Genomic DNA, 13,259 nt, shown 5'->3' on the forward strand with positions numbered 1-13,259 from the left:
TTCCCCTTCTCAGTCGAGACTGTAACGCACCGACAGCGCGCCTTTTTTCTCCGACAGGGCGAGGATCGTCACCTGGCCCAGCTCGCTCAATGTTTGCACATGGGTGCCGCCACAGGCGTAGGCCGGCAGGTCGCCGAAGCCGACTTCGCGGCTGCCGTCGTCCAAGGCGGTATAGCGCGGGTAGTCGGCGGCGATCCATTGGTTGATTTGCGCTTGCAGCGTCTCGGCGTCTATGGCCTGCGCCGCTTGCCCGCGAATAAAGGTGATTTTGCATTCGCCCGGCCAGTGATGAGCCTTGATCGGCATCCAGCCCAGGCGTTCACCGGCATTGCCAATCAGATGCCCGGCGGAGTGCAGACGCGTGTACAGGGCGCGGCGTTGTGCATCGACCCGTGCGGTGATCGGGCCGGGCTGCGCCGGTTGGTCGACGTAGTGCACCACGCGGTCGACTTCTTGGGTAACGCGCACGACCTGGCTGTCACCGAGCCAGCCGGTGTCGAACGGTTGCCCGCCGCCCTGCGGGTGGAAAATCGTCGACTGCAGGACGACGGCAAACTGGTCTTCGTGGGGTGTACAACTGAGCACTTCCAGCTCGGCCGTCAGGTGGTCGTGGGTAAAAAACAGGCGCTCGGTCATTATTTACATCCGCATCAGGGTTCTACGGGCAGTATAAATAGTGCGCAAGTGGGTGATAATCCGTTCAATTATCAATGGACCTGTGCGTCATGAGCATCAATCTACCTTTGCCGCTGCTGGGTGAAATGGCGATTTTCGTCAAAGTGGTGGAAACCGGCAGTTTTTCCGAAGCCGCCCGGCAACTGAGCGTTTCACCCTCGGCGGTAAGCCGCAGTATCTCGCGCCTGGAGCACGCCCTTGCCACACGGTTGCTGCAACGCACCACGCGCAAGTTACGCTTGAGCGAGGGGGGTGAAGAGGTGTTCAAGCGCTGCCAGGAGATGGTCAACGCGGCGCGTTCGGTGATGGAAGTCAGCGGCCAGTTCACCCATGAAGCCGAGGGCCTGGTGCGGGTCAGCGTGCCCAAGGCCGTCGGGCGGTTCGTGGTGCACCCGCATATGCCGGAGTTCTTGCGGCGCTATCCCAAGGTCGATGTGCAACTGATCCTTGAGGATCGGCATGTGGACCTGATCGACGACAATGTCGACCTGAGCATCCGCATCACCGATAGCCCTCCGCCCGGATTGGTCGGCCGCCAGTTATTGCCCATTGAACACTTGCTGTGTGCGACGCCGCAGTACCTGGCCGAGCATGGCACGCCAGGCCATCCCCATGACTTGCTGAAGCATAGTTGCATCTACCTCGGCGAAACTCCGGGCGATGCTCGCTGGAAATTCCGCCAGGCGGGCAAGGCGGTGACGGTCGGCGTGCGTGGGCGGTATGCGGCGAACCACACCGGGGTGCGGCTGGATGCGGTGTTGCAGCATGTGGGGATTGGCAGTTTGCCGTATTTCACCGCGCGCCATGCGTTGGAGGAGGGGCGTTTGGTGCAGGTATTACCGGAGTGGGATTTTATTGCGTCCTACCATGGCGAGGCGTGGTTGCTGCACTCGCCCACGCGCTATCTGCCGCCGAAGCTGCGGGTGTTCATTGATTACCTGGTGGCGTGCATGGCGCGTGAGCCGACATTGCGCCGACGTTAGTGCTGGGTGCTGGCTTGTGTGGGAGCTGGCTTGCCTGCGATGACATCGCCTCGGTTTGAATGACCGACCGAGTCGCCTGCATCGCAGGCAAGCCAGCTTCCACAGAAAAACAGCGTTTTAGCCGAGATCAGTGGGTGCTCTGGTCTTGCGGCATCGCCAGCAGCTGCTTTTCCTGGTTCCAGTCGAACGGTTCGTCGTTCTGTTCGGCTTCAAAGCGGCGCTCTTCCAGGGCCTGGTACAGGTCCAGTTCTTCGTCCGGCATGAAGTGCAGGCAGTCGCCGCCGAAGAACCACAGCAGGTCGCGTGGCACCAGGTGGGCAATTTGCGGGTAGCGCAAGATGACCTGGCTCATCAGGTCCTGGCCCAGGTATTGGCTTTCAATCGGATCGATCGGCAGCAGGGCACGCAACTCGTCGAAACGCTCCAGGAACAAGGTGTGGCTTTCCTCGGGCACCTGTTCGGCTTCGCCGACGGCAACCAGGATGCTGCGCAGGTGGTCGAGCAAGACGAGATGATCGGCAACGACGTTGGACACGAGATAAGTCCTCTAAAGCAAAAACGGGCGCGAGAGTATATGCCTCTCGCGCCCGTTTTTATATGACCGCTGGTATCAGCGGACTTTACCCTCAGCCTGGGTCAGTTCTTCCTTACTGAAATCATCCACATCAATCACCTTGCGCCGCGCCGCTTCGGCATCGCGCAAGGTTTGCGCTTCGCCCGGTTGCAGCACCCCGGCGTGCAGGGCGGCGTCGATGGCATGCTCGCCGGCAGTCGGTTTGACCTGGCCGCTTTTCAACGCGGCATGCAGTTTTTTCTGCAGCGGATGGCTGGCGCCGAGCAGGTCGTAGGCATGTTGCAGGGCACCGACCGGATCTTCCGCCGATTGCGGGCGATAGCAGCCGGCCAGCAACTCTTCAAGGGTCGGGTCGCCTTTGGCGCGACCGATCACCGCGGCCACTTCGGCGTCCAGTGCATCCGACGGCCCGGTATGACGACGCCCGAACGGGAACACGATGACCCGCAGCAGGCAGCCGAGCACCTTGTTCGGGAAGTTGCTCAGCAGTTCATCCAGCGCGCGCTCCGACTCGCCGAGGCTTTCTTCCATGGCCCAGGCGAACAGCGGTTCCAAATGGTCGGGTGAGTCGAGGTCGTGATAGCGCTTGAGCGCCGCCGACGCCAGGTACATATGGCTCAGCACATCGCCCAGGCGCGCCGAGAGGCGTTCGCGACGTTTCAATTCACCGCCCAGCAGCATCATGCTCAGGTCGGCGAGCAGGGCGAACGCGGCGGCCTGACGGTTCAGTGCACGGAAGTAACCCTGGCTCAAGCGGTTGCCCGGGGCTTGCTCAAAGTGGCCAACGCCCAGGTTCAGCACCAGCGTGCTGGCGGCATTGCTCACGGCAAAACCGATATGCTGCATCAGCAGGCCGTCGAACTCCTTCAGCGCCTGGTCATGGTCTTCACGACCGGCCAGGGCCATTTCCTTGAGCACGAACGGATGGCAGCGAATCGCGCCCTGGCCAAAGATCATCAGGTTGCGCGAGAGAATATTCGCGCCTTCCACGGTGATGAAGATCGGCGCACCTTGCCAGCTGCGACCCAGGTAGTTGTTCGGGCCCATGATGATGCCCTTGCCGCCGTGTACATCCATGGCGTGGCTGATGCACTCGCGGCCGCGTTCGGTCAGGTGGTACTTGAGGATCGCCGACAGCACCGAGGGTTTCTCCCCCAGGTCCACGGCGTTGGCGGTGAGCATGCGCGCACTGTCCATCAGCCAGGCGTTGCCGCCGATGCGCGCGAGGGCTTCCTGAATACCTTCGAAGGCCGACAGCGGTACGTTGAACTGTTCACGTACCTGGGCGTATTGGCCTGTCACCAGGCTGGTGAACTTGGCAGCGCCGGTGCCGACGGCGGGCAGGGAGATCGAACGGCCTACCGACAGGCAATTCATCAGCATCATCCAGCCCTTGCCGAGCATCTCCTGGCCGCCGATGAGGAATTCCAGGGGGATGAACACGTCTTTGCCGGAGTTGGGGCCGTTCATGAACGCGGCGCCCAGGGGCAGGTGACGCCGGCCGATTTCGACGCCGGGGGTGTCGGTCGGGATCAGCGCAAGGCTGATACCCAGGTCTTCCTGGTCGCCCAGCAGGTGATCCGGGTCATGGGCCTTGAAGGCCAGGCCGAGCAACGTCGCCACCGGGCCGAGGGTGATGTAGCGTTTTTCCCAGTTCAGGCGCAGGCCGAGGGTTTCCTTGCCTTCCCACTCACCTTTGCAGATTACGCCGGTGTCTGGCATGGCACCGGCGTCGGAGCCGGCCAGTGGGCCCGTCAGCGCAAAGCACGGGATATCATCGCCACGGGCCAGGCGGGGCAGGTAGTGGTTGCGTTGTTCATCGGTGCCGTAATGCAGCAGCAGTTCGGCCGGGCCGAGGGAGTTGGGCACCATCACGGTGGAGGCCAGGTCGCCGCTGCGCGTGGCGAGCTTCATCGCAACCTGGGAGTGGGCGTAGGCCGAGAAGCCTTTGCCGCCGTATTCCTTGGGAATGATCAGCGCGAAGAAGCCATGGGTCTTGATGTGTTCCCAGGCAGCGGGCGGCAGGTCCATGGCCTGGCCGATTTCCCAGTCGCTGACCATCGCGCAGAGTTCTTCGGTGGGGCCATCGATGAATGCCTGCTCTTCTTCAGTCAGTTGCGCCTTGGGGTAGGCCAGCAACTTGTCCCAGTCGGGGCGGCCACTGAACAGTTCGCCGTCCCACCACACGGTGCCGGCATCGATCGCGTCGCGCTCGGTTTCGGACATCGGCGGCAGCACTTTCTGAAACCAGCTGAACAGCGGCTTGGTGAAGTATTGCCGGCGCAGGTCCGGCAGCAGCAAGGGCAAGGCAACGACGGCGATCATCACCCAGAAGATCAGCAGCAGCCAACCCGGTGCATGGCTCCAGGCGCCCATCGCCAGCAGGTAAACGGCGACCACGCCCAGGGCGGGCAGGGGCGCGGTGCGGCGGTGTGCCAGGTAGGCAATGCCGACCACCAGAACCAGTATCCACAACAACAGCATATTCAATCCTCCGTGAAACCAGGGGCGAAACCACCATGGAGCTTAGTCGGCATCCGAAAAAGCGCGGTGATCAGGGTGTAACGAGTTGTACTGGGCGCACCATCACCAGGCGCCGACATTTGGCCGATTCGTCGTTATCTCCCTGGCAGACCTGTCGTTACACTCCAGGCTTCCTTCGGAGATAAAGCTCATGGATACGTACCTGAATCCCAGCCGCTTCATCGATAGTGACCACCCTGCGGTGGTGGAGTTCGCCGAAAAACACCGGGGTCCCAGTGCTGACTCAAGTGACCAGGCAGTCAGTCTTTATTACGCCGTACGTGAGGCGATTCGCTACAACCCTTACACCTTCAGCCGCGACCCCGGCAGCTTGCGCGCCAGCTTCGCGCTGGCGGCCGGTGAAAGTTACTGTGTGCCCAAGGCCACCTTGCTTGCTGCCTGTGCCCGCCATTGCGGGATACCGGCGCGCATCGGCCTGGCGGACGTGCGTAATCACCTGTCGACGCCACGCCTGATTGCGTTGCTCAAGAGTGATGTGTTCGCCATGCACGGCTACACCGAGTTTTACTTGCGCGGCCGTTGGGTCAAGGCGACCCCGGCGTTCAATCAGCAACTGTGCGACGTCTTCGATGTGCCGCCGCTGGAATTCGATGGGATCCATGACAGCGTCTTCCATGCGTTCAATCGCCAGGGGCAGCGCTCGATGGAGTATGTGCTTGACCACGGGCAGTTTTCAGACGTGCCCGAGGGTTTTTTCTTCGCGCATATTCAGCAGTGTTACCCGCACCTGTTCGCCGCGGATAAGCCGATCGTATTGGGTGACCTGCACACTGATTTAAGCCGCGCGTGAAGCGGCGTATGCTGCTGCGTTCATCAAGCCATGTTCATTCACGATAAGGCGCGGTCATGCTGAAAATCTGGGGTCGTAAAAATTCATCAAATGTCAGGAAAGCACTCTGGTGCGCCGAGGAACTCGGCCTGGACTATGAGGCAATTGATGCGGGCGGAGCTTTTGGTGTGGTCGACACGCCGCAGTACCGAGCGTTGAACCCCAATGGCCGGGTGCCGATGATCGAAGACGGCGACTTTGTGCTGTGGGAGTCCAACACCATCGTGCGTTACCTCTGCGCCAAGCAGGCGTCGAGCTGGTACCCGAGCGACCTGAAAGCGCGGGCCAATGCCGAAAAATGGATGGACTGGACCACTTCGACCCTCGCTGAGCCCTTCAAAGCGGTGTTCTGGGGCATCCTGCGCACCCCGGCAGAAAAGCAGAACTGGGACAGCATCAATGCCGGGCGCCAGGCCTGTATCGAGGCCTTGAGCACCGTGGACAAAGCGCTGGCGACGCAGCCTTACCTGTCGGGCAATGCGATCGGCATGGGCGATATCCCGTTGGGCAGCTTTATCTACGCCTGGTTTGAAATGCCTATCGAACGGCCTGCAATGCCCCATCTAGAGGCCTGGTACCAGCGCCTCAAAGAACGCCCGGCCTACCGCAAAGCCGTGATGACTGCGTTGACTTAATACCTACTATTAATACGGGTGACTGTACTTGTGCGGCGCAGGCAAGCACCATGCCTGTCATGCGCCGCCGTTGAACTACCTGGGCTGCGCCCTCATCTATTGTTTCTATTCCCTTCTTTGGTGCGTATTCCGATATGAGTTCCGCTCTGTCCATCCGGCAGCTAACCAAAACCTACGGCAACGGTTTCCAGGCCCTGAGTGGTATCGATCTGGACGTGGCCGAAGGTGACTTTTTCGCCTTGCTCGGCCCCAACGGTGCCGGCAAATCCACCACCATTGGTATCCTCTCGACCCTGGTCAACAAGACCAGCGGCACGGTGAATATCTTCGGGCATGACCTGGACAAATCCCCGGCGGCGCTGAAACGCTCGATCGGCGTGGTGCCCCAGGAGTTCAACTTCAACCAGTTCGAAAAGACCTTCGACATCGTTGTGACCCAGGCGGGCTACTACGGCATCCCGGCGAAAATCGCCAAGGAACGCGCCGAGCAGTACCTCACTCAACTGGGCCTGTGGGACAAACGTGATGTGCCTTCGCGCTCGCTGTCCGGCGGCATGAAGCGCCGCTTGATGATCGCCCGCGCGCTGGTGCATGAGCCGCGCCTGCTGATCCTCGATGAACCGACCGCAGGCGTGGACATTGAACTGCGTCGATCGATGTGGGCCTTCCTCACCGAGCTGAACGAGAAGGGCATCACCATCATCCTCACCACCCATTACCTGGAAGAGGCGGAGCAACTGTGCCGCAACATCGGCATCATCGACCACGGCACCATCGTCGAGAACACCAGCATGCGTAACCTGCTGGGCCAGTTGCATGTGGAAACCTTCCTGCTTGATCTGAAAAACAACCTGTCGGTGGCGCCGCATTTGCTCGGCTACCCGAGCCGCCTGGTGGACGACCACACCCTGGAAGTCCAGGTGGACAAGGCCATGGGCATCACTGCGCTGTTTACCCAGTTGGCGGCCCAGAACATTGAAGTGCTGAGCCTGCGTAATAAAACCAATCGCCTTGAGGAGTTGTTCGTGTCCCTGGTGGAGAAAAATCTGGCGAAGGTGGCGGTATGAGTTCCGAACTGCAACCCAACATTGTCGCGCTGCAGACGATCGTTTACCGCGAAGTGAAGCGCTTCACCCGGATCTGGCCGCAGACCCTGCTGCCGCCGGCGATCACCATGGTCCTGTACTTCGTGATCTTCGGTAACCTGATCGGCCGCCAGATCGGCGACATGGGTGGCTTCACGTACATGGAGTACATCGTGCCGGGCCTGATCATGATGTCGGTGATCACTAACTCCTACGGCAACGTGGTCTCCAGTTTCTTCGGCAGCAAGTTTCAGCGCTCCATCGAAGAATTGATGGTGTCGCCGGTGTCACCCCACACCATTCTGATCGGCTACACCCTGGGTGGCGTGTTGCGTGGCTTGATGGTCGGCGTGATCGTGACCTTGCTGTCGCTGTTCTTCACCCACCTGCAAGTGCATCACCTTGGGGTCACCCTGCTGGTGGTGGTACTGACGGCGACGATCTTCTCGCTGCTGGGGTTTATCAACGCCGTATTTGCGCGCAATTTCGATGATATTTCGATCATCCCGACATTCGTGCTGACGCCGCTGACGTACCTGGGCGGGGTGTTCTACTCCATCACCTTGCTGCCGCCGTTCTGGCAGACCGTGTCGCTGGCCAACCCGGTGTTGCACATGGTCAACGCCTTCCGCTACGGCATCCTGGGCGTATCGGATATCAAGATCAGCGTGGCGATCACCTTTATGCTGGTGGCCACCGTGGTGCTGTATGTCGGCTGTGCACGGCTGCTGGTGAGCGGGCGCGGCATGCGTACGTAAGCAGCGATTACACACAGTCAAAAAAATGTGGGAGCGGGCTTGCTCGCGAAAGCGGTGGATCAGTCAAGTGTGTATTGACTGACACTCCGTATTCGCGAGCAAGCCCGCTCCCACATTGGGTTGTGTGTTTGGCTTTATCCCTGCAGCGCCAGCTCGATCAATTCATGCAGTTCTTCGACCGGCAGCGGCGCACTGGCGAACAGGCTGCGGTACACCGTGGGCGCCGCAATCAGATTCAGCAACCGGTCCAGGCTCGGCAGCACGTCGACGCTGCCCTGGTAGCGGTCGAGAATAACCTGCATCTGGCCCATCAGGATGCTGCTGCAATAGTCCCTGGGACGATTGCACTGCACGTCACGCATCATGTTGCGCCCCAGCTCGGAGCTCATTTCATCCAGGTATTGCTCGCCCCACGCCCGCAAGTCACCGCGCAGGGTGCCGGTGTTGGCGGGCTCGCTGTCCGGGCGCAGGCGTTCCAAGGCCACGTCGGCGAGCAGGGCGGACAAGTCGCCCCAGCGTCGGTAGATCGTCGAGGGCGTCACGCCTGCGCGCGCAGCAATCATCGGCACGGTAACGCTGGAACGCTCATGGGCTTCCAGCAGTTCGCGCGCGGCGTTATGCACTGATTCTTGAACCCGGGCACTGCGGCCCCCCGGGCGAAGGCCTTCTTTAATCGCCATGCGTAAAACCTTAACACAAAGAATTTGCTTTAAGCGCTCGGCGGTAGCACACTCTGCAAAAGCAAAATATTAGCTTTAGCGGGGTGTGCTTATGTCTAGCGTCATGTCTCAACGTTCCAGCCTGGCGTTCCTGGTCATCACCATGTTGACCTTCCTCGCTGCGTCCAGCGCGCCGACGCCGCTGTATCAGGTTTACCAGGACAGCCTGCATTTTTCTGCGGCCATGCTGACGGTGATTTTCGGCGTTTATGCGGTGAGCCTGTTGGCCGCGTTGTTGACCGTGGGTTCTCTCTCGGATTACCTGGGGCGCAAGCCGGTGATCTTCGTCGCGCTGATCCTGAATATGGTGGCGATGCTGCTGTTTATCAACGCTGACAGCACCGCCTACTTGATTGCCGCTCGCGCGCTGCAAGGTTTCGCGACAGGCATGGCAACCGCAGTGCTGAGTGCCACGCTGCTGGACACCGACCGTTTGCGCGGCCCCATGCTCAATAGCCTGGCGCCACTCTTGGGCATGGCCAGTGGTGGCCTGGGCAGCGGCTTGCTCGTGGAGTTCGCACCCCGTCCGACTCAATTGATTTACTTCACCCTGTTGGGGTTGATGGCGCTTCAGGCGGTCTGCATGTTGCGCTTGCCCGAAACCGTCAGCCGCATACCCGGGGCCTTGAAGTCGTTGGCGCCGACCCTGCATGTGCCGCAGCAAGCGCGCCGTGCCTTGTGGCTGGCGATGCCGCTGAATGTGGCGGTGTGGTCGCTGGGCGGGTTCTTTTCATCCCTGGCCCCGTCGCTTGTGCGGGCTGCGACCGGTTCGACCTCGCATCTGATTGGCGGCGGCCTGGTGGCAGTCGTGACCCTGAGTGGCGCGGTGATGATTTACAGCCTGCGCGCGCGTGCGGCAGACAGGATCATGCGGCTATCGGCGGTCCTGTTGGCGGCGGGTGTGGCGTTGCTGCTGGTCGCTGTGCAGAGTGCCAGTCTGTGGCTGTTCTTTGTCGCCAGTGTGATCGCAGGCTTGGGTTTTGGCGGCGGGTTCATGGGCAGTGTGCGCAGTATCGTGGGCCTGGCGCTGCCCCATGAACGCGCCGGTTTGATGTCTGCGTTTTATGCCTTGAGCTACCTGGCGTTCTGCGTGCCGGCATTGCTGGCGGGCAACCTTAGCCGGGTGTTCGGCCTCATCGCCACCACCGATGGCTACGGCGCCGTGCTGATTGTGCTGGCCCTCAGTGCGCTGGTCGGTTTGCTGCTGCAGGATTCAGGGCGAGCCAGAACGGCGGTGTAGGTCAGTTTCTATATTGGTAAAACAGATAACAGTTAGAGATATTACCCGTTATATAGATATTCGTTCAGGTTCTATGATGGCTTCAACCTCATGCGAGGAAGAGGATGACCATCATGACCTGCTCCAATACCATCAGCTATAAACCCTTCAGTCACTTGACCCGTCCTCGGGAAGTGATTCGCCAGTTCACCCCCAACTGGTTTGCCGCGACCATGGGCACCGGCGTGCTGGCGCTGGCCTTGGCGCAATTGCCCGTGAGTGTGCCCGGCTCGCATGCCATTGCCGAAGGGCTGTGGCTGTTCACCATTGGCTTGTTTGTGCTGTTCAGTCTTCTTTATGCCGCCCGCTGGGTGATGTTCTTCGACGAGGCACGACGGATTTTCGGGCACTCCACGGTTTCGATGTTCTTCGGCACCATCCCGATGGGGCTGGCGACGATTCTCAATGGCCTGCTGCTGTTCGGCCTGCCACGCTGGGGCAGCGATGTCATCGCGTTGGCTCAAACCCTGTGGTGGTTGGATGTGGCGATGGCCATGGCGTGCGGGGTCCTGATCCCGTTCATGATGTTCACCCGCCAGGAACACAGCATCGACCAGATGACCGCCGTCTGGCTGTTACCGGTGGTCGCGGCCGAAGTCGCTGCCGCCAGCGGTGGCCTGCTGGCGCCGCACCTGGTCGACGCCCATTCGCAACTGGTGATGCTGGTGACCAGCTACGTGTTGTGGGCGTTTTCCCTGCCGGTGGCGTTCAGCATCCTCACCATCTTGATGTTGCGCATGGCCCTGCACAAACTGCCCCACGCTAATATGGCTGCGTCGAGCTGGTTGGCGCTTGGCCCTATTGGCACCGGTGCCCTCGGCATGTTGCTGCTGGGCGGCGATGCACCGGCAATCTTCTCGGCCAACGGCTTGCCCGGTGTCGGCGAGATGGCCAGCGGCCTTGGCCTGGTGGCGGGCATCACCCTGTGGGGGTTCGGCTTGTGGTGGATGCTGATCGCCGTGTTGATCACCTTGCGTTACCTGCGTGCGGGCATTCCATTCAACCTCGGTTGGTGGGGTTTTACCTTCCCGTTGGGGGTGTACGCCTTGGCTACGCTGAAGCTTGCGAGCCAATTGCACTTGGGTTTTTTCAGCGTGTTTGGCACTGTGCTGGTGGTGGCTCTGGCGCTGATGTGGCTGATCGTCGCCAAGCGCACCGTGCAGGGCGCCTACAAAGGTGAGCTTTTTGTTTCGCCTTGTATTGCGGGGCTAGCGAATAAGTAAGCCGGATTAGGTAAAGTCGTGGCCTGACAATCCAAGCCTTCAGGCCACGCAGGAACACGGACGATGAGCCACCCCTCACAATTCACCTTGCTGCGAACACGGCGTTTCCTGCCGTTTTTCGTCACCCAGTTACTGGGCGCCTTCAACGACAATATTTTCAAGCAATCGCTGATCCTGGCGATTCTCTACAAGCTCACCATCGACGGTGACCGCTCCATCTGGGTCAACCTGTGCGCCCTGCTGTTTATCCTGCCGTTTTTCCTGTTCTCGGCGCTGGCCGGGCAATTTGGCGAGAAATTCAACAAGGACGCGTTGATCCGTGCGATCAAGATCGGTGAGATCGTGATCATGGCGGTAGGCGCCACGGGCTTCCTGTCCAATCACCTGGAATTGATGCTGCTGGCGCTGTTCGCCATGGGTACTCACTCGGCGCTGTTCGGCCCGGTCAAGTACTCGATCATGCCCCAGGCCCTGCACGACGATGAGCTGGTGGGCGGTAACGGCCTGGTGGAAATGGGCACGTTCCTGGCAATCCTGGCCGGCACCATTGGCGCCGGCATCATGATGTCGTCCACCCATTACGCGCCGATCGTGGCGGCGGCGATTGTCGGTGTGGCGGTGCTGGGTTACCTGGCCAGCCGCAGCATTCCGCGTGCGGCGGCGTCTACACCCGAGCTGCGGTTGAACTGGAATATTTTCAGCGAGTCCTGGGCCACCCTGCGTTTGGGCCTGGGGCAGACGCCGGCAGTGTCGCGCTCGATTGTCGGCAACTCGTGGTTCTGGTTTGTCGGCGCGATCTACCTGACGCAGATCCCGGCCTACGCCAAGGAATGGCTGTACGGCGACGAAACCGTGGTGACACTGATCCTCACGGTGTTCTCGGTGGGGATCGCGCTGGGCTCGATGCTCTGTGAAAAACTCTCAGGTCGCAAGGTGGAAATCGGCCTGGTGCCGTTCGGTTCATTTGGCCTGACCGTGTTCGGCCTGCTGCTGTGGTGGCACTCTGGCGGCTTCCCGCAGAACGTCCAGGCGAACGATTGGCTGGCAGTGCTCGGTTATGGCCAGGCCTGGTGGGTGCTGTTCGATATCCTTGGGCTGGGCGTGTTCGGCGGCTTTTATATCGTGCCGCTGTATGCGCTGATTCAGTCGCGCACCGCCGAGAACGAGCGCGCGCGGGTGATCGCGGCGAACAATATTCTCAACGCGTTGTTCATGGTGGTCTCGGCCATCGTGTCGATCCTGTTGCTGAGTGTGGCCAAGCTGTCGATCCCCGAACTGTTCCTGGTGGTGTCGCTGCTCAACATTGCGGTCAACACCTACATCTTCAAGATCGTCCCCGAGTTCACCATGCGTTTCATGATCTGGCTGCTCAGCCATTCCATGTACCGGGTGGAGCATCGCAATCTGCAGCTGATTCCGGATGAAGGCGCAGCCTTGCTGGTGTGCAACCACGTGTCGTTCGTCGATGCGCTGTTGATCGGTGGCGCGGTGCGTCGGCCGATTCGCTTTGTGATGTACTACAAAATCTACCGTTTGCCGGTGCTGAACTTTATCTTCCGTACGGCCGGGGCGATTCCGATTGCCGGGCGTAACGAAGATATCCAGATCTACGAAAAAGCGTTCACACGGATTGCCGAGTACCTGAAAGAAGGCGAGTTGGTGTGCATCTTTCCGGAAGGCAAATTGACGGCCGACGGTGAGATGAATGACTTCCGTGGTGGTGTGACGCGCATTCTCGAAGAGACACCGGTGCCGGTGATTCCGATGGCGTTGCAGGGGTTGTGGGGGAGTTTCTTCAGCCGCGATCCGAACAAGGGGTTGTTTCATCGGATCTGGTCGCATGTCACGTTGGTGGCGGGTGAGCCTGTTGCGGTGGAGGCGGCGACGCCTGCGCAGTTGCAGGAGCGAGTAGCGGTGTTGCGGGGGAGTGTCAGGTAGTTTTTTGTTGCCTGTCA

Annotated in this window: 12 protein-coding genes; 8 read left to right on the top strand and 4 right to left on the bottom strand. The window is 60.4% G+C overall.

The features are described from left to right. Positions 1–9 precede the first annotated feature (9 nt). Positions 10–636: a hypothetical protein gene (locus tag A7D21_RS10120; protein ID WP_069551634.1), complete on the bottom strand. Its 627-nt coding sequence runs from the start codon at positions 634–636 to the stop codon at positions 10–12. 89 nt (positions 637–725) lie between these two features. On the opposite strand from A7D21_RS10120, the gene A7D21_RS10125 reads away from it, so the two are divergent. Beyond that, the gene (locus A7D21_RS10125; protein ID WP_069551635.1) at positions 726–1,658 is read left to right on the top strand and encodes a LysR family transcriptional regulator; all 933 of its coding nucleotides are present in this window, start codon (positions 726–728) and stop codon (positions 1,656–1,658) included. A gap of 127 nt (positions 1,659–1,785) precedes the next feature. Here the strand turns inward: A7D21_RS10125 and A7D21_RS10130 are convergent, their stop codons facing one another. Together A7D21_RS10130 and A7D21_RS10135 are read right to left on the bottom strand one after the other, a co-directional pair. After that, the gene (locus A7D21_RS10130) at positions 1,786–2,193 is read right to left on the bottom strand and encodes a PA2817 family protein (protein WP_053255276.1); all 408 of its coding nucleotides are present in this window, start codon (positions 2,191–2,193) and stop codon (positions 1,786–1,788) included. Between the two features lie 75 nt (positions 2,194–2,268). Then, positions 2,269–4,716, bottom strand: coding sequence for an acyl-CoA dehydrogenase (locus A7D21_RS10135; protein WP_069551636.1), 2,448 nt, complete (start codon positions 4,714–4,716; stop codon positions 2,269–2,271). A gap of 190 nt (positions 4,717–4,906) precedes the next feature. Here A7D21_RS10135 and A7D21_RS10140 point away from each other — a divergent pair, with 190 nt between their 5' ends. The 4 genes from A7D21_RS10140 to A7D21_RS10155 all read left to right on the top strand — a co-directional run bounded on the left by A7D21_RS10140 (position 4,907) and on the right by A7D21_RS10155 (position 8,083). Continuing rightward, a complete protein-coding gene (locus A7D21_RS10140; protein WP_069551637.1) occupies positions 4,907–5,566 on the top strand; it encodes a transglutaminase family protein in 660 nt (219 codons plus the stop codon). A gap of 56 nt (positions 5,567–5,622) precedes the next feature. Further along, a complete protein-coding gene (locus A7D21_RS10145; RefSeq protein ID WP_069551638.1) occupies positions 5,623–6,240 on the top strand; it encodes a glutathione S-transferase family protein in 618 nt (205 codons plus the stop codon). A 134-nt stretch (positions 6,241–6,374) separates the two neighbouring features. Beyond that, on the top strand, positions 6,375–7,307 hold the full coding sequence (locus A7D21_RS10150; protein WP_053255280.1) for an ABC transporter ATP-binding protein: 933 nt from the start codon (positions 6,375–6,377) through the stop codon (positions 7,305–7,307). After that, positions 7,304–8,083, top strand: coding sequence for an ABC transporter permease (locus A7D21_RS10155; RefSeq protein ID WP_053255281.1), 780 nt, complete (start codon positions 7,304–7,306; stop codon positions 8,081–8,083). The genes A7D21_RS10150 and A7D21_RS10155 overlap by 4 nt, the downstream gene beginning before the upstream one ends. A 134-nt stretch (positions 8,084–8,217) precedes the next feature. Here the strand turns inward: A7D21_RS10155 and A7D21_RS10160 are convergent, their stop codons facing one another. Then, positions 8,218–8,763: a TetR/AcrR family transcriptional regulator gene (locus A7D21_RS10160; RefSeq protein ID WP_053255282.1), complete on the bottom strand. Its 546-nt coding sequence runs from the start codon at positions 8,761–8,763 to the stop codon at positions 8,218–8,220. A 91-nt stretch (positions 8,764–8,854) separates the two neighbouring features. Here A7D21_RS10160 and A7D21_RS10165 point away from each other — a divergent pair, with 91 nt between their 5' ends. The 3 genes from A7D21_RS10165 (at position 8,855) to A7D21_RS10175 (ending at position 13,242) form a co-directional block, all read left to right on the top strand. Next, entirely contained in the window at positions 8,855–10,042 is a 1,188-nt protein-coding gene (locus A7D21_RS10165) for an MFS transporter (protein WP_069551639.1), read from the top strand. 113 nt (positions 10,043–10,155) lie between these two features. Then, complete coding sequence (locus A7D21_RS10170) at positions 10,156–11,304, top strand: TDT family transporter (RefSeq protein ID WP_069551665.1); 1,149 nt, start codon at positions 10,156–10,158, stop codon at positions 11,302–11,304. A 63-nt stretch (positions 11,305–11,367) separates the two neighbouring features. Beyond that, positions 11,368–13,242 carry an MFS transporter gene (locus tag A7D21_RS10175; protein ID WP_053255284.1) on the top strand — a complete coding sequence of 625 codons (1,875 nt, stop codon included), beginning with the start codon at positions 11,368–11,370 and terminating at the stop codon, positions 13,240–13,242. Positions 13,243–13,259 lie beyond the last annotated feature (17 nt).

The sequence above is a fragment of the Pseudomonas sp. AP19 genome, assembly GCF_001728855.1.
Lineage (GTDB): Bacteria > Pseudomonadota > Gammaproteobacteria > Pseudomonadales > Pseudomonadaceae > Aquipseudomonas > Aquipseudomonas fluorescens.

Coding starts and splice junctions, on each gene's coding strand:
- A7D21_RS10150 (WP_053255280.1), top strand. CDS start 6,375: ATGAGTTCCGCTCTGTCCATCCGGCAGCTAACCAAAACCTACGGCAAC.
- A7D21_RS10175 (WP_053255284.1), top strand. CDS start 11,368: ATGAGCCACCCCTCACAATTCACCTTGCTGCGAACACGGCGTTTCCTG.
- A7D21_RS10125 (WP_069551635.1), top strand. CDS start 726: ATGAGCATCAATCTACCTTTGCCGCTGCTGGGTGAAATGGCGATTTTC.
- A7D21_RS10165 (WP_069551639.1), top strand. CDS start 8,855: ATGTCTAGCGTCATGTCTCAACGTTCCAGCCTGGCGTTCCTGGTCATC.
- A7D21_RS10155 (WP_053255281.1), top strand. CDS start 7,304: ATGAGTTCCGAACTGCAACCCAACATTGTCGCGCTGCAGACGATCGTT.
- A7D21_RS10160 (WP_053255282.1), bottom strand. CDS start 8,763: ATGGCGATTAAAGAAGGCCTTCGCCCGGGGGGCCGCAGTGCCCGGGTT.
- A7D21_RS10120 (WP_069551634.1), bottom strand. CDS start 636: ATGACCGAGCGCCTGTTTTTTACCCACGACCACCTGACGGCCGAGCTG.
- A7D21_RS10140 (WP_069551637.1), top strand. CDS start 4,907: ATGGATACGTACCTGAATCCCAGCCGCTTCATCGATAGTGACCACCCT.
- A7D21_RS10135 (WP_069551636.1), bottom strand. CDS start 4,716: ATGCTGTTGTTGTGGATACTGGTTCTGGTGGTCGGCATTGCCTACCTG.
- A7D21_RS10145 (WP_069551638.1), top strand. CDS start 5,623: ATGCTGAAAATCTGGGGTCGTAAAAATTCATCAAATGTCAGGAAAGCA.
- A7D21_RS10170 (WP_069551665.1), top strand. CDS start 10,156: ATGACCTGCTCCAATACCATCAGCTATAAACCCTTCAGTCACTTGACC.